This is a genomic window from Salinisphaera sp. G21_0, from assembly GCF_017744115.1.
Taxonomy (GTDB): domain Bacteria; phylum Pseudomonadota; class Gammaproteobacteria; order Pseudomonadales; family Endozoicomonadaceae; genus Endozoicomonas.
Genome location: NZ_JAGHQW010000006.1, coordinates 132,046 through 157,821 on the forward strand (window position 1 = coordinate 132,046; position 25,776 = coordinate 157,821).

The following is a 25,776-nucleotide window of genomic DNA, read 5'->3' on the forward strand; positions in this document are numbered from 1 at the left end:
GGATAGGAATAAAGTTCGATGAAACAGTTGGGATTTTATGTCGATACGGCCAAGTGTACGGGCTGCAAAACCTGTCAACTGTCGTGCAAAGATGAGAATGACCTGAAAGTCGGCGTGAACTGGCGCCGGGTCTATGAATACGGCGGTGGTAGCTGGCTTCAGAACGAAGACGGCACCTATGCCCAGGATGTGTTTGCCTATTACACCTCCATCAGCTGTAACCACTGTGCCAAGCCCGCCTGTACCAAGGCCTGCCCAACCGGAGCCATGCATAAGCGTGACCAGGACGGCCTGGTGGTGGTTAACGCCGACGTTTGTGTTGGCTGCCGTTACTGTGAAATGGCCTGCCCCTACGGCGCACCGCAGTTTGATGCCGAGAAGAAAGTCATGACCAAGTGTGATGGCTGTTTCGACCGGGTTGAGCAGGGCAAGCAGCCGATCTGTATCGAATCCTGCCCGCTGCGTGCCCTGGATTTTGGTCCGATCGAAGAACTGCGTGCCAAATACGGCACGGAAGCGGATATTGCGCCACTGCCGGACTCTTCTCTGACTGAGCCATCGCTGGTGATGAAGGCGAGCCGTCATGCCAAACCTTCCGGCGACAAGACCGGACGCATTATGAACACACGGGAGGTATAACCATGCATGAGTTGTCACTGGTATTTTTTACGGTGCTGGCACAGGGCACCGTTGGCCTGTTCCTGGTACTGGCCTGCCTGCTGATGGCGAACAGTGATGCCAACCGTCAGCAGCTGTTGAATAAACTGCTGATGGTGGTTCTGGTGCTGCTGGGTGTCTCCGGCGCTGCGGCCATGACCCACCTGGGTCAGCCATTGCGAGCCATGAATGTCATTTTTGGTCTGGAACATCTGTCTGCACTGAGTGTTGAGATCATCACCACTTCGCTGTTTGGTGGTGCTGTCTTCACTTATGCGGCCATGGTGCACTTCGGTATCCTGGCAAAGTTGCAGAAGCTGGTACTGGCCGGAGCCATGGTATTGGGCGTGCTGTTACTGTTGGCCATTGCCAATGTTTACACCCTGGCCACGGTGCCCGCCTGGAACAGCGGCTGGACCATCTTCCAGTTTGTTATGACCGCTTTTGTGGTGGGTATCCCGGCAGCGGCACTGATGCTGAGAAGTCAGTCGGCCTCTTTGGGTGCTTTCCAGAAAAACGCTGATCGTGCACTGGCCACCCTGGGCTTTATCACCCTGGGTCTGGTGCTGGTGGGTTACCCGCTGTACCTGTTCTGGCTGGGTCAGGTTGACCTGCCTGCTAACCCGCTGGGTCTGTTTGACTACCACGGTCGTCTGATTCTGGCCCGTCTCGCTCTGCTGTTTGCCGGTCTGGGTGTTTGGGTGATGGCTGCCACTCGTGGTAATAACTCAGCGGCAGGTCTGGCAGGGTTGAGTACCGTCCTGGTGCTCACGGCTGAACTGTGTGGTCGTATCTTCTTCTATGACCTGCTTATCTCGCCTATGTGATCAATATAATTATTGTGTAGGCGAGTAAATGCAGGACACCTGAAGTTATATGCATAATAGCCTGAAAATCCCTATACAGGGCTTTTCAGGTTTTGCTGGTTCTTGTTACCCGCTGAAGAAGCCCGCTGTATATGGCTGCTCTGGTGAGTTTTTTTATGGTTTGTTCGTACTAAACAGTCAGTGTACACCCTCTACTGTTCACCGGTTTTCTCTCCAGAAACTTCGCTTTATACGTTTCAAGTTGGCCGGTTCCAAACGCCGGTCTTGACCGACAAGGCATTCAGAACCGATGCACACCTTCATTTCTCCGCCCTTGGAGATCACAGAGGGCTGAGGGGACATTGAACGATTGCTCAGTATCATTCTTCGACCGTGCGAACCCATATTCTCAATAACGGATACATTCAATACGCTAGTACCATCCTCAATATTCACGGCATAAAAATAATTGAGCCCGACTCCCGGACTACAGCTGTTCGAGGAAACTTGCGGAACAAAAGAGGTAAACAACAGCATGCCATTGATCAGTGAGGCCCGGCCCAGGATTTTCTCGCCGGGATCTTCCAGTCTCATAAACCAGCCAGCAGCTCCACTCAAAGAGCCCAGTGCCGCATTTTTATCCCACTGTTTACCGTGTTGAATGATGTTGGAGGTCGCATCGTACAGTGACCACTCAGTAATGACCCCACCGTTGACATACCGGTAAGTGGTCGGCTTGTTAAAGATATTGCGGTCACGAAGCACATACATACGATCCTCCACCACCGTATTCATGGGGTCGGGGCGGGTACCGCTGCCGATGGCGATATTGAGATATTCGCGTTTGCTGTCAATGGCCACGGTGGGTGCCTCAAAAAACCGCCGGGCATCCACTTCAGACTGGCCTGCCAATTGGGCGATCAGACCACCATTGGCGAAATTCCAGGACCCGGCGTTATCGTGATTGATATCAACACGGAACACCTGACCGCCAATATCCACCGCATAAAAGTAATCGGTCAGGCCATCCTGGTTAATATCAACCAATGTCAGATCTGCCGGAATACTGTATTTCATTTCCGGGATGCTCAGCTTACCGTTTTTGCCGGCATGCCAAAGCATTTCACCGGTATAGGCATCGACCATATATATTGCCCGGCCTATGTCGTTTTCCTCAATTTTCACTTGCTGGTCAGCATCTTCGTCATAGCCACCGCCAAACAGTAACACGTACCGTTCAGACCCCTGCCACTTGACCTTTGTTAACTGTGCCTTTGACCAGGTTTGCCCCAGCTCCGGAAAGTCGGGATTCCTGGATGGATCGTCGTCAGCCTTGTTATTGGAATCCACATCCCCTTTGATAACCCATCTAAGCTTCGGGGCATTCCGGTTAGTGACGTCCAGAGAATAGATATTACTGCCCCCCCTGCGCATGGTCAGGAATAAGTAGGCATGCCCATGACCATCCGTTATGTTGCCATCGCCGTTCCAGTCCCTGAAAAAGGCAGTTATCGGTCCATCCATGCCATATACTTTGGCTCTGCCAGGGTCGGGCTCCGGTGGTGGAGGTGGCCATTCATGCCTGGGTCTGATATCACAAACAGAGTCGCCAACTAAGTTACCGTTGTAATGCCATTTACAATACTCAGGATGTGCACACCTTGATTTTGACCAATCCCAATCGCATTCATCATCGTTCGTGGGTGTCGGGGGGATAACACGACAACTCTCGCTCAGGTTTAAATCTCCCCACTGAAACCTGTATTCACAATAACGGGCCGGCACACAGGCACCGGGTACCTGGTAATTCCACACACACTGTGAATCCGATGTTGGCGCACCGGATATCGCCGGGCGAACCGTCCCCTCCCGGTACATTCGCAGGTTGCCCAGCAATTTCTTGGGAATGAACGAGAAAGCAGTGTACCCACTGGAGGCATCCACAGCATGGAGAAAACCATCATTGGTGGTAAAAAAAACGGTTTGATCCACATTACCGTTCCCCCCCCAGGGGTTATAAGTAACAATGACCGGCTGAGTATGAATAGGGTCACCCATACTGAACCGTGGTTCAAAAAATACACCATCGCCATCGTCGTCATCCATATCAAGGCCCCGTGCCCACTGCAGCAGCGTCATCTTCTTAAATACACCAGCGACGCCCAGAGTTCCGTCAGGAAAAGAAGGAACATTGTGTTCGTGGACCCTATTCGAACCGCTTGACAGCTCTACATCCCTGTCGCCAGATAAATTGGTATAAACCGGTCGCTCCGGATCCAAATGCGACGCAGCCCCACCGGCTGTAACGACTTTACCATCCGGGGCAGCGCTCCAGAAACTCTGGGCATTGTCAGAAAAAAAGCCAGTCACGGGATCAATGGCCAGATTCCCGTTGGCATCGTATATCTGATTATCATCACCCAAACGGTAACGTTTCAGATTGCCCGTCCAGTCTGGCCCGGAGCTAGGGGCAAAAACGGTGTAGTACAGCTCATCGGTGGACTCAAGGGAGTTAAAAGCATTGACGGGGACGGTCGGTGCGGCAAATGAGGTGGATTCCGAATTGACCCGAACCATAATATCGGCGAACGCCTGACTCAGCTGGCTGGCATCCTCGGCCCGGTAAAACTTCCCGTTACCGGCACTGACGGAATTGGCCAGTACATCTGACGACCATTGATCCATTTCACCAAAGCCAATAACGCTTAAGAAGACGTTCTGGTCGCCATTAAAACCGCTGTGAATATCTTGATTGGCAATATACCAGATAATTTCATTAAGGCATTGGTGGCAATCGTGGTGCAAATGATCCGGCATGGTCTTACCCGCGACCTTCCGCTCAATGTCAACATCAGCACTGGTATCATAGGAAGGTGCGCCATCAGTCAGCAAGATGATATTGTTCTTTTGGCATTCTGTGACAATGGGGGAACGATACTGCAGGCCTGGAATCGAATAGGCATTGAAATCGATGCCCAGGGGGTTCCACGCGAATTTTGTTTGCTGCCCCGAAAAATAAAGGTAGGCTTCATACAACGTTTCAGCCATTGGTGAAAAGCCATTGGGACTCAAACTATCAATGGCATTCATAGCTCCCTGTCGGCCAGTGTCAATATCTTCAGATGCGAATATAACGCGACCACCCTCATCATAGTTAAATCTCATTACACTGATGTTGATATTCTGTGCATCACTGATAAAGTCCTTGGCCACTCGCTTGGCTATATCCATGCGGGAGGGGCCAGAATATTGACAAAACCCAAAAACACCACCACATTCCAAGTTCCTCGTGCCCATGCTCGCCGATGTATCCATAATCAGCATCACATTGGGCTGGGCTCCAGTGGGAAGGTCGGCAACAAACAGATCAATATCATTTGCCGCCAGTTCACAAGATAAAATCAAGGAGAGCAGAAAACACCCTGACGCCCATAACCATCGAGAGATTGTCTGCGAGTATTCTGAACATTCATATTTTGAATGATCGTTGCTTAACATTCCTGACATTGTTATCCACTGTTTCTGCTGTTATGCCAACTCGTGCTCTGGCCAATGTTCATATATACGACGGGTGATATTTTTTCAGGCAATAGCCACAATTGACTAACATGGAAATTGCCCTTTGATAACTTCCCTGTTCCGTTTACCCTGAGCAGTCGAAGGGGGAGAGACACCGAACTTCTTCGGGCTCAGTCCGAACGGAACCGGGAAAATTTTTCCAGGACAGTTCCTTACTCCGGTGTCGAACTCTGCGGTGGTGTGATCAACAGAACCTGCAAGGCTTGAGCTGTATTTTCAATCCAGATCACCAACGCAGGCTGCCCCGGGGAGTCCCGGGAGTCCGGCAAGTCCCGCAAGTCCTGTAAGCTTGCCTTCTGACTACCAGCGCCAAGCCTGCCCACTTGCAACCGCTGGTCAAAGACCAAACGTTTTGGCAGACAGGTTTCACAGGGGTAGGCCCAGATCAGGCCACTTGACTCATTGCGAAATTCAACTTCTATCTTGCTGAACTCCTGGTCAACTTGCCTGCCCGCTGCGTTGCCATGGACCGCCTGGCATGACAGCCATATTCCTGTCATGGCAGCCAATAGCCAGTAGCGGACATGACTATCATGGTGTTTGCTTAGTAACATAAATCACCTCTATGCTCTGGCCTGACCGGGCACCATTTCAATGATGGCATTGTTCTCTATCTGGTAAATCAGACCAGCACACTGATTCCCCAAACCAGCTTCTTCCCACTGACGGCAGTAGCCATCATGTACTGATCAATATCGGCAGTCCCCCTGGAAACAACACCATTAACCACCTGCAACCGTGCCACGCCATGCACCGGGGCTACGACTATGCTGCCTGCGTTGCGCCTTGGATAGTAACTGCTCACTTAGCCAGAAATATTCGATTCCATTTGGCTAACTACTTATGGTGGCCTGTTTATTCAGCCAGTTGACCCGTTGCTGGTTGTTCCTGAAGTGCTGGGGAGGGTTTATCAATGCGTTCAATACCCCATTGCTCCAGCTTTTCCTTCCATGTTTCTTGAGTCCCTGTTCACCAGCCTCCCGGAGTTGTTTCAATGGCTGTTTCAGTGCTGACGATTCTGTTTTGGTGTTGCCCTTGTCTTGTGCCCGCTTTCTGGCACCTGACACTGCTTTTGCTATCTTTCCTTTAACGTCCTTTACCCGGTTTCGCTTTCTCACCTGATTGAATCCAGCATTGGTGTAGAAATATTTGCATTTGATGCTGCCTGCTGACTGAGTGATAGGTTATTCATAAATTCCGGACTCCTGAACGCACAATAACTGTTATCAGCTTCGCCTGATCAAGCCCTGATCATCGGTACCCAAGATAGTCAGAAAGAAAACGCCCATATTTTCCCGGAAGACAAACTCCTCAATCAGGGTGCCATGGTACCTAAAGGTAAGCGGAATAATCATTCAGGCTTAAACGAAACTAAAGTGGTAGGGATAATGAACTTTGAATATTAGAAATTGTCACAAAGTGCGTTGATACAAATTAAACAACAACAGTGGAGTCATATGTGGATCCAGTCAGTGCACCACAAACTAGAGCTACCAATCTGGAGCTACAATGCCATTTATGCTTCGGAGAGTTGGAAGGTAAGTTTAATGATTTTGTCGTGACCCATTGTTGCAAAAAAATCATTCACTCCAGTTGCATGCAAAAGTGGAAATCAGATCGTAGAAGCGGTTCTGGCAGGAATGCCACTGAGGTTCCCGTCAAACCAAACCGGGCTTTTGTGAGTTGTGCGCTTTGCAAACAGAATGCCCTGCCTGCCGTTAATGTGAACACCCTGGTTTATAGCAACAGCGGCAGTACCGATTACTGTAATCCGGAAATTGCTGCCTATCTGAAAAAGCATATTAAGAGTGGGCAAGCAAGCTCATCAAGCTCATCTGGAAACGATCAGTCTGGACAATGGGGGGGCAGTTACAGCACAACAACAATGGCAAGTGGCTCAACGAGCTCGTCAGCAAGCTCAGAAAATGGTGCGAATAGCAGGGGCAGTGACGACCATATTCCTGATTTGCCGACTCTGGTTCGTCAGGGGTTGAAACGCAATCTCGAAGATTTGCATTCTGGAGTTCAAGAGCCACTGGCGGTTCAGGCCTGTGTCATTGGTGATCAGAACATGCTTCAGGAGATCGCACGGCAAGCCCCGGCTACTCTTCGCACTCCGCAGGAAAGTGTTTATTATTGTGGAGCTGTACCTCCGGCTCTGGTGGCTGCTGAACATAATCATGAAACGTGTTTTAAGAAGATTGCCGTTGACCAGAACATGTTTCGACTGTCAATGACGCATGCCCTGAAAGACAAGGATGAAAGCACATTGGCAATGCTGGTCAGGAGCGATAAATCGGGGCTTGCCGATTTGCACCTGCTCCAGGCAATTGAACGAAAGGACAAGCCAAAGGCGAAATTGCTGCTGGACGCTGGCGTTGATCTCTACTCGGCAGCCAAAAATGCCATTGAGGATGACCACAGCCCGGCAACGATAGGCTTCCTGTACGACCTCGGATTCAGTGGTGGCAAGATTGTTCTCATGGCTGCAGAGGCAGGGAACAGGAGGCTGCTCCGTGATTTTAAGGAATCGTCTGAGCTTCGCAAAATCATCAGGGATGGCCATTTCGTTGAGGCCATAATCCTCGCTGCGCAACAAGAAGACCGTGCCGCCTTGCAGGAACTGACAGCGTTTGTGACGCTGGCAGACGCGCTGTGCATCTGTGTCCGTGCGCATAATGAACCTGCCATTGCTGCGTTGCTCAAATCAGGGGCGAGTTTGCTGGACGCCATGGTGCTGGCCGTTTCTAAAAGTCAACTGGAACTGTTTGAACAATTACTGGCCAGGAATATAGATGACGGTGGTCATTATTTAAGGCTGGCTGCGCAAAGTGGTGATGAAGGGCTGGTACTGGCCCTGCTCAATGCCGGCATTGATGCCAATGGCGGGGATGATCAGGCTGACACGCCACTGGTTATAGCCACACGCAATAGCCATGCCGGGGTGGTCAGTATCTTACATGACGCCCTGGGGCCTGACAAACGAGTCAATATTATTGTCCGGTCGGCCAGGGAAGGGACTGAAACGGAATTGCGATCACTGCTGGCTTCCTACCCGGTAACAGGACAAATGTTCCGTGAGATGCAGCGGGTCATCAATTATTTACGTGATCAACCTGGCTACGGTGAACCGGCTATCAGACAGCTGTTAGATAAAATGGATGTCGGTAAAACAGTGATCATTCTTTCTGAAGCCCTTAAGAATAACGATGACAAAATGCTGGCAACGCTGCTGGCTGTCGGGGTCGATCCTAATATCACTGACTGCAATGGCTTGCCTTTGCTGCACGCTGCTGCCGACAGAGGAGACCTGCAGATGGTTCAGCTATTGCTGGAGAGTGGGGCAATAGCTGATCTGCAGAATATGGAAGGGAAAACCGCCTTTTCCATTGCTGTCCGAAAAGGCTATAAATCGATCGCTGACCAGCTGATCAAAGCGACAGGTGGCGTAGATATTGAAAGTGAAGTAACCGCAGCGGTTGGTCGGGCAGACGTTGAAATGCTCAGGCATTTGCTGGGTATGGCGGACCTTGGTGGCACAAAGTTCCGGCAACTGTTCCATCAGGCCGCAGTGAGCGAACAGCGTCAGGTGGTCAGTGTCTTCGCCATGCAAAAAACCATCAGCGTTGAGATTGCCTTTGCCATGGCGCTTGGCGATAACGAGTTGAAGGTGGTTGATGAATTTCTCAAGGCCGGTATGGATAAAAGCCGTTGCTGGTCGGCGTCGGGTTTGCTCATAGCGGCAGCACGCAAGGAAGAAGAGAAGGTTAAAATGCTCATTCACAATGGTATTGATCCCGCTAATGACATTAAACTTGCGGCACAAGCCCGGGAAACGGAAGCCCTGTCAGTACTGCTATCGTCTTTTGATGATATTGAAGCAAGAAACAGTCAGGTTAAGGCACTGATTTTCAGTGAGGTGAACAATCAGCCAGTGCTCTCATCGCTGGTGGATGTTGAGCGTGAGTCCGGAGCTGCTGGTCTCAGGACTATCCTGTTGTCGATTTTGGCCATGAGCAAACAAGTCCGTAATGATCTGGAGAGCGTGCTGACAGTAAAACAGATCATTTTGGATGAGAACAGAAAGGGAAAGCCGGAAGGTTCCCCCGCCCTTAACCGACAGGGAGGCTGGCAGCGGGATCGTGTTGAGGAGCCGCCGGGTCATGGTGATTTGAGGATAAAATCCTGTGATGATGCTACCAAGGAGCATCGGGCTCATCTGGAAAGGAATGAAGCTGTTATCCGGGCATTGATTCGCGCCGGAGCTGATCTTGATATCACAGAAGACACCAGGGGCTCTCTCCTCTCTCAGGCGATACAGGGGAACTGCCATGACAGTGTCCGGTCCATTCTGGATTTCCTGATACGTTCAGGCCCGACTGCCAACAGCCCTGCTGCATCGAGCCAACAGTCCGGTGGTTACATCAACAGAGATCTTTCAAGGGTATTGACCGATGCTTTGGTGTTGGCCATTGGTCTGGATCGGCAGCCAATGGTCAAGCTGCTGCTGGACGCTGTGCGTGGGATGAAACATGTTCAATGGGATCTCTCCCGGCTCAATGGCAGTAACGACCTCCTGCTTGGTGTTGCACAAACGGGAAATACCGATCTGTTGCGAGAACTCTGGCAACTGGGTGTCCGGGCTACTCCGAGTCTGATCCAGATTGTGGAGCGTGCAGACCGTAACAAGTTGCAACAGTTTGTCAGGGCCGGGATTAAACTGAACGCTGCGGATGTTGGCGGAGATGTGCATCCGTTGCTGCTGGCCGCCGTTCTGTTCGCTGAAAATAGCTTTGCACAATTGGTGCGTTCCATTGTCTCGATCACTGACAATGTTGACGACGTTATTTGTGACCAGCAACTGACAGCACAAGAATCGGTGCGGTTAAGGCTTTGGCAAATTGTGGCTGAACAGCATGACCGCATAATGAGTGTGCTGGTTCGTGCTGCTGATGGAGGAAATCAGCGACTTTTCGAGACACTCGCGGGCAACCAGAAGATGGCGGGTCCCCTTGGCCGATGCCTGAGCGATGCGGCACGCCGTGGCCACCGCAAGGTGGTCTGTGAACTGATCAACATTGATGTTGATATCAACTCCGAACCGGAGGTATTTCTGTATGATGTAGCTCTTGAGCATCCGGATATTGCCAAAATGGTGGTGAACTATTGGTCAGGGAAAGCGAACAGAAATCCCCGGGTTATTATCAAGTCGGCGCTTAATTTGGCAACAAGGAAACTGACGGAGCAGCCCAGTGCTGATCGGCAGCGAACAGAGCAACTTTGTGTCTGTTTAAAGGGCTTTCTAAACAACTCGCCCTTTCAATCGACAGGCGATCAACAGCCTTTGGCGTATAGAAAGCACTAATCCCCTTACCAGCACAGCCTCCCTCCCACGCTCCGGAGGCTGTCACAAAATAGAGATCCAAAGCAGTTCTGGGAACTCACCCTATAATGTCTGGTTTTCTGTAAATTTGCTGGCAATACTTGGCTCTCTCTCTAAGTAGCTCCTGATAATCGGGCTCAGCGGACTCTCTGCGAAACACCCTTTCGAGCTCAGCGGTAAAAGCCTGTTGCGAACGATGGTAATGCTCCCTGGTGACATATCCCGAGTCCATGCAGGCTTTTATTTCTTCTAACTGAGCCTGTCGTCTGGCAAGATGGCCTGCGGCGAGTACTTCAGTAAACAGATCAGCAACGGTTTTGTCATCGGCCCCGTTGCGACGGACTACGTTGAGTTGTTCCAGCAGTTCATTCCGTTTATTTGCCCATTTGATCGGCTCGGCCCCCACGGTTTCTGCTACCTGGCTGGCTTCGGTCTGACACGCCTGCTGTTGACGGGCACGCAGTTCAGCCTCAACCATGCTGTAGAAGTCGATATGATTGATCGCATCGCTGACGGTTCGCTCTTTGTCACCTGATGGTGGTCTCACAGGACAATCAGTTCCGGAAATGTCTTCGGGCTCATCCAGTGTCAGAGCTGCTATGGCATATTCATCTAACCTATCTAAAGTACCGTTGCCCTGGTGTATCTGGTTTGACTGAGTATTGGTAAAAAGATGAGGAAGGTCTGCCGTCTCCACAGTCATGCCATGATACGACTGTAGTCGTTCACTGACCTCAGATGGTTTTGTTCGATCCGCTGAGTTTGATTGGCAAGGATAAGGTTTTAAAAAAGCAGCACTGAATTGAAGTAAGTTATTTGAACTATCCATAGGAGTACTCTCTTGTTGAAAATTATTTAATGAACCAGTTAAGACTAATCTTCTATAAAAGTTATTTTTATTTTTAAAATGTCTGAAAATTCAAGGAACTGCATGACTATTTCTGTGTCCCACAGGCAGGTCGGGAAAATGAATTTCTTGTTTTCCACGACGAAATCCATTCGGGCTGGGTTCTGATTCTGTCGAAGAGCGCAGCCGGAAATCAGGAAGTTATTTCAGGACGATTCCTTAATTACAGCCTGGTAGACAATGATGATTCATCACGCCTTTACTCCCCCAATGCCGCCACAGGCCTATGAACGCGCTAATGGCTTTAATGGTCTGAGCAAAGCTGTCAGTGCCTTTGGCACGAGGTCGGTAGCACACGGCCCTCGTGTTGGCGATGCCGCCTGCGATCCTGCCAAACACATCGCCAGTGGTGACCCCGGGCGGGCAGAGCTGCTCAGGCAGATCTCAAAGGATGGCGGTGAGTCCGCTTTTCAGCGCCTGGTGGCAAGCCTGGAAGAGTCCGGGGCAGATGCTCCCAGTATCAGTGGCTGACAGCGGCGTTCGGCAGCCAAGATTTCCCGAAAATTGACAGAGGTAAATATGGCCGGGAGCCTTGACCAGGCACAGCGCTCCGACCAACTGACCGGTGGCGGTGATTTTGCCAGAGTGGGCAACCCTCAGCCGGGAGGTGTTCAGGCAAAAATGGCCAAAGATGGACAGGTGATGTACCGGTTTGCCTTAGACACCACCAAGAGTGCCGGGTAGCCCGAGCAGAACCTGGAGCTGAGCAACTGTTTTTATAGAGAAAATGGTCTGCCTTCGATGCCTGGGCTCAATCCTGAATTGTCGAAACTCACCGGTGAGCACAGTAATCTGTGCGCCGGGCTCAGCGAATCAATCTACTCCGGGTCCATGAGCATCAAGATCAAGGCCGACAAGCCGGTCAGTGCAACGGTTTTCCGGCTGGTGCCACACCATGATGGACGGTTGTACCGCAATGAAAATAATACCATGTCGTGTATACAGCCCGGGAGTTCGGCACGCACCTATCAATCGCTGGTGGACGATGGCATGGAGTTTGAGCAGGCTGGTCATTCACCCTTTACCATGAATATTGAGCCTCATGACGGCCAGCTCTATTTTACCGTCAAGGTGCGCGCTTCTTACGACGCGTTTGATGATAACAGCCCCTGTGACGCTCCTTTTGCCGGTGATGCCACGTGTTCAATCGGGCCCTTTGCTGCGATGGCAATCAGGACGTCAAGTATATTTATGCAACGCCCTACTCCAGAGGCGAATGGCTGCATATGGGTTTTGAAACTGAGTTAAATGATTTTTCCGACAAAGTGCCCGGTAACAGTGTGGTCAAGGTTTGGAAAGATGGCCAGTTGGTGGCAAAAACGTTCACCAGGATCGGGAATAATAACCGGGTCTTATACGGTGGTGGCGGTTATCATGCCCAGTTTGGCATCGCTGATGGTTCTGATTCCATGGAGGTCAAGTTCAAGGGGGTGGATATTGCGCCTGCGTATCAGATCAAGCTGACAGATACCCAACACTCCTTTCCTTTCTCCTATGCCTCGGGCGAGTGTGAACTCAACGGGCAGAACAAAGCCGAAGGGCCAGCCTCGTGCGAATCGACTATCTCTCCCACTGATCCGACAACTACAGTGGCAACGACCACCCCGGCCGTTGATCCCGTAACCACGGCAACGACCACTTCTGTCACTGATCACGCAAAGACAACGGCAACGACAACGATAGCAACGGAAAGTGCGACAACAGCAAAGCCCTCATGCCACCAAGAACAAACCCCCACTGATGCCATTGCCGACATTGCCAACAAGTTTACCGCAGAGGTCGATACCCGGCATCTGGGGCGGCGGTTAAAGCGAATACTGATGTTTGGACCCAGAGATAATGTTCATAAGTTCTCCAAAGGGCAATACAAAAAAGTGGTCAAACAGTTGGAGCGTTTTCTCGACAGGATGGGGGTCGCTTCTTTCCGACAGGATTTCTCTTACGGCACCAGGAAACGCGATTTTCGCAGAACGTTTGATTTAAATTCTGCGACCCCAAAATCTGCCCTGGATAAAGGCTGTAATCCTGCGAACAATAACAGCTGTAATCTATGCGCCCTGATTCCCGGCAAATCCAGTAACGTTGTGGTGGCTGGTGCTCATCTGGATACTGTCTGGCAAAGTCCTGGTGCCAATGACAATGGCTCCAGTGTTGTGGCGCTTCTGGAAGCGATTCGGATTTTCAAAAAGTCCGGACTAAAGCCCAATAACCCGGTGCTCTTTTGTTTCTGGGGCAGTGAAGAGCAATCACCGCGCAACTACGACAGTCGCCGTACTAGCAGTGGTCTTGCCTTTGGGTCCCATTACTTTTTGCACAATGAGGGGTACAAAGATGTGACGGGGAACCTGACCGCACAAGATCCTTGCCATCAGCAAGCGGACCCGTTTCGTATTGAATGCTATCTGAACCTGGAGATGGTGGGCACCAGAGCGGATCACAAATGGGATGTACATCCAGAATTCCTCACCATCAGCGATCCTGAAAAAGCCATCTCAGGGACAAGCCCCAAGGGTACCGGACAGCTGACAGAGCTGTACGTCGATTATCTCAAGGACCGTGGTTTGTCCTATTACCGGGATGAGCCAAGCCCGGGCGTTACCGATGTCGGTGCGTTTTACAAAAACAATATACCGGCGGTGACCGTCACTACCGGGAAAGATGCATTCTACTTTCACCGGCCGGGCGATAAATTTGACGCAATTGACCTTGATGTGATTTCAAATGCCACTCAAGCCGTTGTTCATACCCTGGCAACACTGTCGTTTGGGGAGGGGCTAAACATCACCCGGACCTGAGGTTCGGGCACACCCCACCTTCATCATGTTCTGCTGCGATTCGGGTTATGATGTCCTCAAGGCATACAGGTTGACCAAACTTTCCAGAAACAGATGGCTGTCCCGGTTTCTCGGTCCCGGTTTCTCACGGCTCAGGGATAACCAGCAGGGTGGGTGTGTACTCCTTTGACCTCGCTGTAAACCAAGGCCATTTAGCCTCGTCCTGCCGGGTGTGCCTACCGGTGATTTGCCATACAGGTTTGGTGAAATGACAGTGGGCATTATTAATCCAACTTGTCTTTATACCTACAAACGTGATGCCAATACTGACGACGTGCTGCATGGTGTAGATCCTGATGAACTGGAGGCAAAACTGCTGCCGGATCTCAGATCACTTTTGGAAAAATGCCTGGAGGATGCTGAACAAGTCTTCTGGCGGGTTTATGATCCTTGCTTTACCTCAGGACATCAGGGGAAAGACGGGTTGTTCAGTTTGCCGAAACAGAAACACTATGATTCAGGTCCCTTATCTTTCCCGGAACTGGTGACCATCAACTATGACGTAGCAGATATCAAATGCTTTTATGTTGTGCGTAACCCATATTGAATTTGCTACCAATGCCTGTGCACGCAGAGGTGCTCAGGTCAGCAAAATTAACCGTCTCATGGGATGTTAAAAGCAAATGGCAACGGGCCTTAAAGTTGGTGAGGGATCCCTGTGATGACAGTTACCGTGAGCTGTTGGAATTAAAAAAAAGTGGATTCCCAATTCACCAGCATTTTTTTCATAAAGGAGAATCTCAATCTTTGCTGGGCGAGCTGCTGGTTTCCGAAGTGATCAGATACGATCAGACGGGGCAGGAACAAAATCGGGAACATGAAGCAGAGGTATATCGCTTTCTTCGGCTGCTTCTGCAAAGCGGCACCAGTCTGGAGGGGTATTTCCCTCTCATTTACCAGATGGGTAATAGTAATTTAGCACCGATAGTGCCAGCGGGCATACTGAATTATCTGGTGGCTGCCTTTGGTCCATTTGAATATCTGACCCTGAAACATCTCAGGAGAATACCTTTAACTGGCTGCCCGGGAAGTGTCGTTGAATTTGACCGAATCTGCCGGGGATACAGTCCACAGCAGCGGCAGAGCCAACTGGAAGAGGTAGTAAATTATGTGTTTGGTTTTAACTCTCCAACTCTCGACATCATCCAGTCCCACTTACTGGTCCTGTTTCATTACGAGGCATACCTTGGCCAAGACGTTCTGGACAATATAAAGGGGTATTCTACCAGCTACCGTGACGGCATGAAGGTGATTGATGATTTTTCTATGGATGATTATATCCAATGGCTTGAACAACTTTGGCAGCAACGGGAAACGTATTCTTTCTACCAGAATTGGCCAGAACATGTCCAAAAAGCCCATCTGGAAATCGCTGAGCTTAAACAATCTCTCGATCTGCCGGACCATGTCAGTACAACGGTGACAACATCGATAGCCGAAACACCTGCGGTAGCTGAAACACCAGCGGCATTACAGTTTATGGTGAACGCGTTCAACCAACCGCCGGTCTTGCCTGATGATGTCGGCGATAATGAAAAAACCATCCTGACGGTATTGCAGCACTATTACCGCCGTCCCGGACCGGAACGGGTAATCCAGAGCCTTGGCAGAAAGACCATTCCAACCGTGTGGAAACCCTTGCACAGCTGCAGTCATGTCCTGCGGGCCAGGAATAATGGGCAGTGGTATATGGAATTGCTGGAGAAATTTGAGCAGCGTTACCTTAGCCCGGAAGAAAAAGAACTCCTGTCCCTGGCGATTATCTATCATGACGCTGCTGCCGAGGATGTCGGCAAATCAGCGGAAGAAACAAGGTCTGCTTATTACTTCACAAGGGACCTGGCCCGGCACTATCCGAAACAGCTGTTGGATACTATGGCCCTGGCAATGGCCAGCAAGGAAAATGATGTCAATGGTAAAGATGAGCAGGGCCTGCCTGAGGACCTGCGCTGGTATCTGCGCATATTACGCTTTGCGGATCGTATGGATATTATCCGTGTTTTCGGGGTTGGTGCTGAGTTTCCCAGAGTGATGAAGGCTCAACCCTGGAGTTTTGATGCTACACGTCTGGACCTGCCGCCGCAGTTGTCCTGTGATTTTACCTCCGGGTCTGGCAACAAGACTGAATTTCAACGGCACCTGGAAGCCGCCATGCATGGTGCGGCTGATCTGGTGCAGGTAACCGGGAAGCCCGACGATCAGCGCAAAAGAAAATATACCGAAGTTTACGGTCTGTTCAATGGCGCAAAGATCTCCGGGCGCTTTGAATGGACAGCTGAGCCAGTGCAGAGAATGAAACGCTTTATTGATGACAATGTGCGGCGCAAAATTGCTCAGCAGGCCGGAATTATTGTCTGTTCAGACCCCGGGCATCAAGCCTGCAGGTCTGATCAGAAAAAGGGGGTCACTTATGGTATTCATAACAGTTGGCATGACCTCCGGCAGGTGGTGATTCCACAGAGAATGACGCTGTTGGAAAAGATGCAATACGAACACGACCCGTCGCTGCTGAGCCCGGCAACACAGCAAGCATTGAAGCAAGAGGTGCAGCGGTTGAAGCGCCGGGGGTTACAAATGAATACTGGCACCTTGACGCAAGAAACGCTGGCTTCTCCGGATGCCCTGAGGGTGCTGAAAAAGCGGGGTATTGACGTGATCAGTGAGACGCGTCCCTACTTTACTGACGATGATCGCCAGCAAGAGAAAGTTATGCTGGTGCCGGGAAAAAAAGCAAAGCTTGAGGTTGAAGGCTTAACCCCGTTGCTGGCTGGGAGCTTGGTAAAGATACTGGTAGCCCGGGGGGAGTGTGAGGTAGAAATGCCTGTGGCGGTGTGCGGGGCTATCGGGATTGCCGGGTATTGCTACAGGTGTTGGTTCATTGGCTGTGGGAGTGTCCGGCATCAGTGAGGCCCGGTCCACCGGAGTAGAAAAAACATTGATAGTTTGTCATTGTGGCAGTGTTGGCAAACGGTTGCTCCGTTGATGCCGGGGGGCTCTGTTAGTGGTACTTTTGACGTATTTAGCGTGTTTTGCATGGATTAAATCCCGAAAGAGTCGCTGCACAGGGTTATAGTCAACCCTTCGGGGTTTGGCAGAAAATTTGGGTTAAGGCTGAAATTCAGAAAATTTATTGTTTATTTCCCTGTTTATTCTTTTATGACGATTCTTTTGATGCCAGCGGTATATCTGCTTCACTATTTTTCAAAGAACCGATATCTTCCCGTTCACTCTTTTCTTTAGCTAATAATGCCTTAAGGTTTTTGTGATATTCACTGAGAGTTATACCTTTTCCGGTACTGCGTAAACCTTCCCTTTTAATAGACGACACTTCCAAAGTATTTTTATTTTTATTTTTATCACGCAGGATAGAGCATGCTTCTTTAATAATTTCACCAGGGGTGTTATCGTAACCCAGTCTTGTTTCTTTAAGATGTGAAAATTGTCTAACGCTGTTTCCAAGCTCCTGTATCCCTGAATCGATTTGTTTCTGCATTCTTTTTTTTCTATCTTTTTCTAATTTTATTCGTTCCTGATGATTCAGGTTGGAGCGTGGTCTTTTTGCTTTTGGCTTTGCTGCCCGGAGCAGTGATTCTTTATCACCATCAATTAACCGAGCTGCCAGTTGTAGAACCTTTCCGACAGGACACTCAATGTTGTTCAGTGGTTTTATACCCATGGCCTGACTCACTTCGCTGCTTAATTTTGTTACATCAATCTGGCCTCTCTTAACTTGAAGATCAGCAACAGGAATCGATTCACCTGAAGTACGCATTTTTTTCAGAGGAGGAGGGCCATTCAGGTTTTCCAGAACCCGGCTTGATGAATTTGAAGAACTTGCTTTAGTTTTTTTCTGCTGTGCCTGGTATTGAGCAAAATTTTCTTCAAATGCCTTCTTAATGTGCTTTTCAGTGGTTTCTGCCAGCATTTTATCGGTATGTTCGCGAAGTTGCTGTTTTGCTTCCTCCAGCCTGGTTTCCAATGATGACCTGATTGCTTCTGAAACCGATTCTACAAGACGGGTTTGCATGCCTGGAATAGTTGCTGTTATGGATGATGAAACAACTTGATTTATTTGTTGCTGTAATTCAGGGACCATAGCTTTGACAGCATTGGTTACCTCTCTTTTGATTTGTTCCCCCAGTAGTTCCTGCATTACTTTAGGCATTATAGTATTGACCGTGCTGGTTATCTGCGTTTTAAGCTGAGGAATGACGCTGTTAGAAATGGCTTGTGCTACAGATGACAATAGCCGCGGGGATTTTCTTGCAGGGTTGCGGGGGGGCACCGCTGATGCATCGGGGTTACCGATATTCAGGGTCGGTCTGAAGGTCAAAGCGGGACTCGCTGGTGCACTTGACACTGCAGCATTGAGCCGCGCAACCAGAGGGTGGTTTGGAGGCAGAGGCAGCTGAAGCGAAACCCGGGAAACCTGTTGGGGCAGATTAGCCTCTACAGGGGGGGGTGAGAAATGAGCCAGTCGTTGACTTGGTAAACGGGGAGCCGTTGCTTTTGGAGAGGCGTCTGGCATTAATGGGGGACGATTGGATCTGATGAATACACCGGACGACAATAAAGGGTCCTGACTATCAGGGCGCAGGCCGGAAACTGGTTGTGATGGCAAAAATGACGCACTTTGATCTGGGCAACTGAATGGATACCCTGGGGAACACTGTGAATTTGGACTATACGGTATCCCGGCAATCGTCAGCATGGGGGGCGTTTCTTTACGGAGCTGGGGGTGATTCGTGAATTGCCTGTCATCCGCAGGGGCGGAATGCATTAACGGATTCATATTGCAGTGTGTTGTTTCTGTTGCGCTGATATTCCTTTGTTGTAATTGAGTAGTGATACTCTGCCCTGGCACCATTGGCATTGGTCCAGACTGACATAAACCCGGAGTTGGCGTATTGAAAACACCGGTCTGGGTTGGACCTGTGATTAAAGTACTTTCTCCTCTGTTAAAATGTAAAGAAGGAGGAAAACCATTGCTCATTGATATATGAGAATTAAACATGCCCTGAAACTACCCTGAATTTGTAATAGTACCTTAATATTAAGACCTTTTAATTAACTATAAGTTCAAAACTGTATTTGCCATTAAAACTGAATGATGAGCACCGCTTCCAGCTCTGAAAGCGGCAGGTTTTGAGGGTCTGAGTAGTTGGTTAACTATTTATACTGGCTGATGGGCAGAGCCGGTTTTCACATGGGTAAAATAGAGTGGCAAGCCAACCAGAAACAGGCCACCAAACAGGTTACCCAGTGCGGTTGGCAGTTCATTCCAGATCAGGTACTCCGACACCGTGAAATCACCGCCCATAATCATGGAGAAGGGGAACAGGAACATATTGACAATGGAATGCTCGAAGCCCATGAAAAAGAACAGCATGATGGGCATCCACATGGCCATCATCTTACTGGTCGCTGAGGTGGAGATCATGGCACCAACAACACCCATGGATACCATCCAGTTGCAGAGCATGCCCCGGATAAAAATAGTGATCCAGCCTGAAACACCATGTTCTTTATAACCGACGGTGCGTGACTCGCCGATGCTGCTGACCTTTTCTGCAATAGCCCCTCCGTCAATGCTATAGCCGTAAGTGAGGATAAACGACATAAAGAAAGCAACCGTCAGTGCACCCGCAAAGTTGCCAACAAACACCATTCCCCAGTTTCTAAAAACCCGTTGTGCTGTAACACCCGGACGCTTATCCAGATAAGCCAATGGCACCAGGGTAAATACACCCGTCAATAGATCAAACTTCATCAGGTACAACATAATGAAGCCCACCGGAAACAGCATGGCACCGACCAGCGGTGAACCGGTTTTAATGGTCACGGTGATAGCAAACATTGCCGCCAGTGCCAGGATAGCCCCTGCCATAAATGCACGGATCAGGGTGTCTTTATTGGACATGAACACTTTGGACTCTCCAGAGTCCACCATTTTGGTCACAAACTCGCTGGGCTCTAAGTAAGCCATAAATCCCTTTCCTTGAGGTCAGTTAATAGATATTCCATTGATGCTTCAGCAAAGTTAGTGCCAAGGTTTTTTAAATTGATAATTCAATTATTTATAGAAAAAAAGCGATGCTTGTAAGGCGTTATTCTATGCGGGTAAGCCGGAAATCGGGGATATCTGCACTGCAACGATACACACCAGAGCAGATATTCATGGATTCATGACTCCATAATGCGCAGTGCTTATTGGGTTAAACAGGTATCAATACCGTTTGAACTATTATCAGCATTAACCAGTTCCATACTGATACTGCCGTTTTCTTAGCCTGGCCAGATGGGATAACACACCATGAATATTGTCGTGTACAGTGGCAATTGTCGTATCCGTTCACTAGCCTGATCGTTCAAGTTAAAAGTGCCTGTGTGCCGTGAAAATGCTGACGGTAACGTCTAATGATGTAAGACAGGAGCGAGCTGACTAATATGTTTCCGGCCAAGATCACGTCATCCAATCCCGTTTCCTCTCATGACGTTAGCGGCAAAGGTAAGCAGGTGGCTGCAGACGAACCGGATCTGAAAGTCTGGCAAGAAGGATGTGCGTCAAAAGCCCGGAAAAATAACAAAAAGAAGAGGCGTTCAGGTGCTTCTGATAAGCCTTTTTCAGGTGCATCCCGATACCTGGACAAACCGCACTATCATGCCGTCCAGGAGCAGCAGGTCAGGCCCGACAAGGGCCTGAAGTCCCGTCATTGCCAGCGCTCAACCAAGACAGCTGCATCACCTGATGTCACTGCCAGAGGCCGTGATTCTTCTGATTTTCAGCTAGCTGCCCGACCAGAGTTGAGCAAGGCGAATTTGACGCGTGCGGAGTTCAGGCCCCGATATAAGACGCCATTGGTTGATATCGGAGCCAATCTCGTCGGACACAGGTTTGATGACTTGTCCCGGGTTATTGCCGATGCTTTCCGGTCAGGCGTAGGTCGCATCATGATAACGGGCACTTCTATTTCTTTATCAAAAGAGGCGCAGAGAGCAGTGGGTAAATGGCTGAAGCAATCTCCGCATTCTACCAGAGCCACTGGAGCCTGTGCGTCTGCCGATTCCTCCCGATGCTCTTTGTATTACACAGTGGGATGCCATCCACACAAAGCCAGTAATTTTAAGCAAGATGGTGGCATGCCGGAAATGGAAAAAATAATTGCACGGGGTGGCAACCACTGTATTGCAGTAGGGGAGTGTGGATTGGACTTTGTGCGAGAGTGGTCTCCCAAAAATGTCCAAAGAGACGTGTTCAGGGAGCAGTTGGAGCTTGCGGTAAAACTGAAAAAACCGCTGTTTTTGCATGAGCGGGGTGCCCATAAGCAATTCATTGAAATTCTGACAGACCACATAAATCAACTGCCTTCTCCAGCCATGGCCTGCGTTCATTGCTTCACCGGTAACAGTGAGCAGCTGCAGGCCTATCTTGATCTGGGCTGTTCCATCGGGATTACCGGTTGGATCGGCAACACGCGTAATAAAGATCTGGTGGGTGCGCTGCGCTCTGTCGGTTGGGAGGCTCTGCGTGACCGGCTGATGGTTGAGACCGATGCACCGTTTTTAAAACCTTATCTGGTTATGCCCCGACAGCCAGATCACCGCAGTGGTGGTCGTGGCAAAGGACAAAGTGATAATGAACCGGCCAATCTGCCCTATGTGATCCATGCGCTGAGCCAGGTGCTGGGTGTGGATGGAGAAGAGATTGCTGCTGCAACCACAGAAAATGCCCGCCGGATATTCTCACTCGTCGACTGACGCAGCGTCGGTAAATAACTGGTTAAAATAATTGAGCAATAATCAATAGGTGCAGGAGTTATTTATGCTTAGTGGAGTTATCATTAATAATGATATTGGCCATCAATATAATTTTCAGCCGTTAAACCTTGAAAACCCGGTTCAAGGCGTAAGAGTTACATGTCTTTTTAATTCAAAACAAGTTGGTAAAGTAGAACTGAGACCACAAAATATAAAAACTAATCGACCAAGTAGCATTCATCCTGATTGTTTTTGTGCTGCCTATGGAATTTACAAAGACTTGCAAGACAGAGGCATAAAACCTGACAACATTACCCTTTATGGAGAAAACTGTTCTTTCTTTTCTATATATGAAGGTAATTTTATTTATAATAAGATCATCAAAGAATTATATTTGCCCGCATTATTTTCATCACCGGACTTTGATGTAGTCACTTCTCCCAATGGGAAGTATAAGACTGTCTGGAATAACAAAGCCTCACCTTAAACTTGCAAGATGATCAATTGGCCCGATTTATCACTGCAATAGCTGACAAATGGACACGCTGTCAATGTGAGCCAAACAAGGCAACGGAACGCAAAGTGTCACGTATAAATACCGGTTTAATCATTCTTCAAACAGCGTATGTTGGGTCACAATTTTCAAGCATACAGGCTTCTGGTTAAGTCGTGCCCGATATACAGAGAACAGAAGACGAGTTGGTATCCCCGGCAAGGCGGGCTTTTTTCCGGCGTTTCGCCCCTGAACCCGAGCAGGTGATCCCCAATAGCCGCTACCCACGGCCGCCATGGGCAGTAGATAACACACTGTTTCTGGCACTGTGTACCCAGTGTGATCAGTGTATTGAGCAATGCCCAATGCGAGTGCTGGGACAATCCGATGAGCAAGAAGAGATTCTTTCTGGTCGTCCTGTAATGGACCTTTCTTACGGTCGTTGTGACTTTTGTGGACAGTGCGTTGATGCCTGCCCATCGGGAGCCTTGAGCCGTGAACAAGGGAAAAAGCGGCAGGTGATTCCCCAACTTGCTGGCAGTTGCCAGGCAGAACTGGGGATGTACTGTAACCTCTGTGAGGAAACCTGCCCTGAACAGGCAATCAGCTTTGCTGCGGATAATAAGCCGGTGATAGACCTCGGTCTCTGCAGTGGCTGCGGCGAGTGTGCTCTGGACTGCTACAGTCGTGTATTGGTAATGGCCAAAGCCTCCTAACGCCCCCTCAAAAACAACTTATCCAATTGATCCATGGTGAGCATGGTCCAGGTTGGACGACCATGGTTGCATTGTCCGCTGCGCTCTGTCTGCTCCATATCCCGAAGCAGGGCGTTCATCTCTTCAATGGACAGTTTTCTGTTGGCCCGCACCGACCCATGACAGGCCATGGTGGCCAGTATTTCATTGATATGGGCTTCAATGCGGTCGCTGGTACCGTGTTGCATCAAGTCTGAGAGTACATCTCTCAATAGCTTCTCAACATCGGCATTCTGCAGCATCACCGGTATCTGACGCACCAGCAGAGTTTCCGGCCCCATCCGCTCCAGGGTCAGTCCCAGACGGGAAAAGTATTCGCTGTTTTCTTCTGCGCAGTCTGCCTCACGTTCACTCACCGATACGGATTTAGGTACCAGCAATGGTTGGGCACGAATCCCTTGCTCCTGATAGGACTGCTTCATGCGCTCATAGGTAATCCGTTCGTGAGCGGCATGCATATCCACCAGAATCATCCCCTGGTCATTTTCCGAGAGAATATATATTCCTTTCAGCTGGGCAATGGCATAGCCAAGAGGCGGTGCCAGAGAATCATGTTCCGGCAACGGCTGCGCCGGCACCTGAGCGGAAAATGCTACGCCTGGTTCCTGTACCGCATGGTCACCCACAGCTTTAGCCTGACTGGCATTTACAGGCTCTGCAGAGGTGGCATATAGCTGGCTATAGGCTTCTATCTGTCGTTTAACCTGCCCGGGCGATGGCGATTCTGATAAAGCAGGGCGTCGGTCATGATTGCCACTACCGCCGGGGCTTTGATTGGCATAATGCACGGAACTGCCGGATGCTGTCGGGGTGGTTGCAAGCTGGATGGCTTCCTGCCCCTGAAACTCACCGGCATCAATACCCGATGCCGGGGGTTGAGGCGGATTGGTCAAAACCGTGGGTGGTAGCTGATCTTCCGGGCGAACTTCACCCAGGGCACGATTTAAAGTACTGAACAGAAAGTTATGAACCGTTCTGCCATCCCGAAAACGGACTTCATGTTTGGTAGGATGCACATTGACATCCACCATGGCCGGATCCAACTCCAGGTAGAGGACGAATGTCGGATGACGCCCGCTGTAAAGTACATCACGGTAGGCCTGACGGACAGCGTGAGCCACCAGCTTATCCCGAATAACACGACCATTAACGAAGAAGTACTGCAGATCAGCGCTGGCTCTGGAGAACGTAGGCAGCCCCACCCAGCCGTACAGTTTCAGGCCAGAGGCGGCAACATCAATAATGACTGCATGTTCAATAAATTTGGGACTGCAAAGTGCAGCTACCCGGCGGTCTTTTTCCGCCTGGGTCACCGCAGGACGAAGCTGATGGACACTGCGCTGATTGTGGCGAAGGGTAAAGCCCACATCAAAGCGGGACAGAGCCAGGCGCTTAACCACCTCTTCAAGGTGAGAAAATTCGGTCTTTTCAGTACGGAGAAACTTGCGGCGGGCCGGCGTATTAAAAAACAGGTCTTTGACTTCTATGGTGGTGCCCACCGGATGCGGTGCGGGCATAACCTGCGCTTCCATATCCCGTCCTTCCACTCTGGCCTGCCAGCCTGACGCCTGTTCTGCCACATTAGACGTCAGGGTGAGTCTGGAAACTGAGCTGATGGAGGCAAGTGCCTCCCCGCGAAAGCCGAGGGTAGCCACACCTTCCAGGTCTTCCAGTTCAGATATCTTACTGGTGGCGTGGCGGGAGAGTGCCAGTGCTAACTCATCCCTGGGTATGCCATGACCATCGTCACGGATACGGATCAATTTGACACCGCCATTTTCCACTTCAACCGTCAGACGCCTGGCACCGGCATCAATACTGTTTTCCAGCAGTTCTTTGACGACTGAAGCCGGACGTTCCACCACCTCACCGGCAGCGATCTGGTTAGCCAGTCGGTTATCAAGAAGACGAATGGGTTTCATGGTCAATTATTGGGTCCAATAAGAGTTCTCAGGCCAGCTCAATGTAACAATACCGGGAGGAAGTTTCTCCGGTTTTTACCATAGAATATCGAGTTTTGAGCAACATTATCAGTTAAAGCGGACTCTTTACATGTTTACTTATGTACGAGACAAAAAATCTGTAGGCTAGAGCTGGCAAGCAGCAATTCCCGCCCTTTATTAAAAGCCCTTAACTCCCAAGCATCACAGCAGGTTAAAAAAACTGTAACCGCACGATTGAACAACTATTTTTGACCTCAGACCCATCATCTTATCCGCTTCCGCTATGGTCAAGCCCGTTCAAAAAAATTGCACACACCTGACCGCCAGCCGTCTGATCAAACTGGTCACCCAAGGGAGAAATAAGTAATTTCTCAAAAACTGCTGCAAAGCCCACAAGGAGAAATGAAGAGAATGAAGGACACCCAAATACCTAAATAAAGCAAATAAAGGACACCCAAAAAGAAAAGAAATAAAGGAAAGGACACCCTGAGGAAATGAAGGACACCCAAATACCTAAATAAAGCAAATAAAAATCCCCCTGTGCCAACATAGTTGTCGCCTCTCCTGAATTTAAAAACCTAAACAGGGGGCGGCCAGTGAGTGATCAATGGCCCGCTATTCAGAAGAGTTCAAAGAGTCCATCATTCAGAAAATGATGCCA

The 25,776-nt window shown here is 49.7% G+C and carries 20 protein-coding genes; 12 read left to right on the forward strand and 8 right to left on the reverse strand.

All coding sequences use genetic code 11. The annotated features are described in order from the left end of the window. Positions 1-18 precede the first annotated feature (18 nt). Together J7439_RS04780 and J7439_RS04785 are read left to right on the forward strand one after the other, a co-directional pair. Positions 19-639: a DMSO/selenate family reductase complex B subunit gene (locus J7439_RS04780; RefSeq protein ID WP_209200688.1), complete on the forward strand. Its 621-nt coding sequence runs from the start codon at positions 19-21 to the stop codon at positions 637-639. A 2-nt stretch (positions 640-641) separates the two neighbouring features. Next, entirely contained in the window at positions 642-1,484 is an 843-nt protein-coding gene (locus J7439_RS04785) for a dimethyl sulfoxide reductase anchor subunit family protein (protein ID WP_209200689.1), read from the forward strand. A gap of 198 nt (positions 1,485-1,682) precedes the next feature. Here the strand turns inward: J7439_RS04785 and J7439_RS04790 are convergent, their stop codons facing one another. From J7439_RS04790 to J7439_RS04805, 4 genes are all read right to left on the reverse strand, one after another. Continuing rightward, the gene (locus J7439_RS04790; RefSeq protein WP_209200690.1) at positions 1,683-4,868 is read right to left on the reverse strand and encodes a PilC/PilY family type IV pilus protein; all 3,186 of its coding nucleotides are present in this window, start codon (positions 4,866-4,868) and stop codon (positions 1,683-1,685) included. 326 nt (positions 4,869-5,194) lie between these two features. Beyond that, positions 5,195-5,596 carry a hypothetical protein gene (locus J7439_RS04795; RefSeq protein ID WP_209200691.1) on the reverse strand — a complete coding sequence of 134 codons (402 nt, stop codon included), beginning with the start codon at positions 5,594-5,596 and terminating at the stop codon, positions 5,195-5,197. A gap of 68 nt (positions 5,597-5,664) precedes the next feature. Next, entirely contained in the window at positions 5,665-5,847 is a 183-nt protein-coding gene (locus J7439_RS04800) for a hypothetical protein (protein WP_209200692.1), read from the reverse strand. Between the two features lie 28 nt (positions 5,848-5,875). Beyond that, positions 5,876-6,160 (reverse strand): hypothetical protein, encoded by a 285-nt coding sequence (locus J7439_RS04805; protein WP_209200693.1) that lies wholly within the window; start codon positions 6,158-6,160, stop codon positions 5,876-5,878. Between the two features lie 479 nt (positions 6,161-6,639). Here J7439_RS04805 and J7439_RS04810 point away from each other — a divergent pair, with 479 nt between their 5' ends. Beyond that, entirely contained in the window at positions 6,640-10,407 is a 3,768-nt protein-coding gene (locus tag J7439_RS04810; protein WP_209200694.1) for an ankyrin repeat domain-containing protein, read from the forward strand. 76 nt (positions 10,408-10,483) lie between these two features. Here the strand turns inward: J7439_RS04810 and J7439_RS04815 are convergent, their stop codons facing one another. Further along, positions 10,484-10,972 (reverse strand): hypothetical protein, encoded by a 489-nt coding sequence (locus J7439_RS04815; RefSeq protein ID WP_209200695.1) that lies wholly within the window; start codon positions 10,970-10,972, stop codon positions 10,484-10,486. A 540-nt stretch (positions 10,973-11,512) separates the two neighbouring features. Here J7439_RS04815 and J7439_RS04820 point away from each other — a divergent pair. From J7439_RS04820 to J7439_RS04845, 6 genes are all read left to right on the forward strand, one after another. Continuing rightward, the gene (locus tag J7439_RS04820) at positions 11,513-11,803 is read left to right on the forward strand and encodes a hypothetical protein (protein ID WP_209200696.1); all 291 of its coding nucleotides are present in this window, start codon (positions 11,513-11,515) and stop codon (positions 11,801-11,803) included. Positions 11,804-11,836: 33 nt separating this feature from the next. Beyond that, positions 11,837-12,016 carry a hypothetical protein gene (locus tag J7439_RS04825; RefSeq protein WP_209200697.1) on the forward strand — a complete coding sequence of 60 codons (180 nt, stop codon included), beginning with the start codon at positions 11,837-11,839 and terminating at the stop codon, positions 12,014-12,016. A 57-nt stretch (positions 12,017-12,073) separates the two neighbouring features. After that, positions 12,074-12,580, forward strand: a complete 507-nt coding sequence (locus J7439_RS04830; RefSeq protein WP_209200698.1) for a hypothetical protein — start codon at positions 12,074-12,076, stop codon at positions 12,578-12,580. Next, entirely contained in the window at positions 12,559-14,127 is a 1,569-nt protein-coding gene (locus J7439_RS04835) for a M28 family metallopeptidase (protein ID WP_209200699.1), read from the forward strand. Before J7439_RS04830 ends, J7439_RS04835 begins: the two co-directional genes overlap by 22 nt. A gap of 247 nt (positions 14,128-14,374) precedes the next feature. After that, complete coding sequence (locus J7439_RS04840) at positions 14,375-14,713, forward strand: hypothetical protein (protein ID WP_209200700.1); 339 nt, start codon at positions 14,375-14,377, stop codon at positions 14,711-14,713. Between the two features lie 200 nt (positions 14,714-14,913). After that, positions 14,914-17,073 (forward strand): hypothetical protein, encoded by a 2,160-nt coding sequence (locus J7439_RS04845; protein ID WP_209200701.1) that lies wholly within the window; start codon positions 14,914-14,916, stop codon positions 17,071-17,073. Between the two features lie 247 nt (positions 17,074-17,320). Here J7439_RS04845 and J7439_RS04850 read toward each other — a convergent pair whose 3' ends face one another. Both J7439_RS04850 and J7439_RS04855 read right to left on the reverse strand, forming a co-directional pair. After that, positions 17,321-19,159: a hypothetical protein gene (locus J7439_RS04850; protein ID WP_209200702.1), complete on the reverse strand. Its 1,839-nt coding sequence runs from the start codon at positions 19,157-19,159 to the stop codon at positions 17,321-17,323. A gap of 180 nt (positions 19,160-19,339) precedes the next feature. Beyond that, positions 19,340-20,152, reverse strand: a complete 813-nt coding sequence (locus J7439_RS04855; RefSeq protein ID WP_209200703.1) for a formate/nitrite transporter family protein — start codon at positions 20,150-20,152, stop codon at positions 19,340-19,342. A gap of 461 nt (positions 20,153-20,613) precedes the next feature. Between J7439_RS04855 and J7439_RS04860 the strand changes: the two genes are divergently transcribed. The 3 genes from J7439_RS04860 (at position 20,614) to napF (ending at position 23,133) form a co-directional block, all read left to right on the forward strand. Next, complete coding sequence (locus J7439_RS04860; RefSeq protein ID WP_209200704.1) at positions 20,614-21,924, forward strand: TatD family hydrolase; 1,311 nt, start codon at positions 20,614-20,616, stop codon at positions 21,922-21,924. 64 nt (positions 21,925-21,988) lie between these two features. Continuing rightward, on the forward strand, positions 21,989-22,411 hold the full coding sequence (locus tag J7439_RS04865; protein ID WP_209200705.1) for a hypothetical protein: 423 nt from the start codon (positions 21,989-21,991) through the stop codon (positions 22,409-22,411). Positions 22,412-22,593: 182 nt separating this feature from the next. Further along, a complete protein-coding gene (gene napF, locus J7439_RS04870; protein WP_209200706.1) occupies positions 22,594-23,133 on the forward strand; it encodes a ferredoxin-type protein NapF in 540 nt (179 codons plus the stop codon). On the opposite strand, the gene mutL is transcribed toward napF, so the two are convergent. Then, on the reverse strand, positions 23,130-25,094 hold the full coding sequence (gene mutL, locus J7439_RS04875) for a DNA mismatch repair endonuclease MutL (protein WP_209200707.1): 1,965 nt from the start codon (positions 25,092-25,094) through the stop codon (positions 23,130-23,132). The two genes, napF and mutL, sit on opposite strands and share 4 nt — an antisense overlap. Positions 25,095-25,776: the final 682 nt, after the last annotated feature.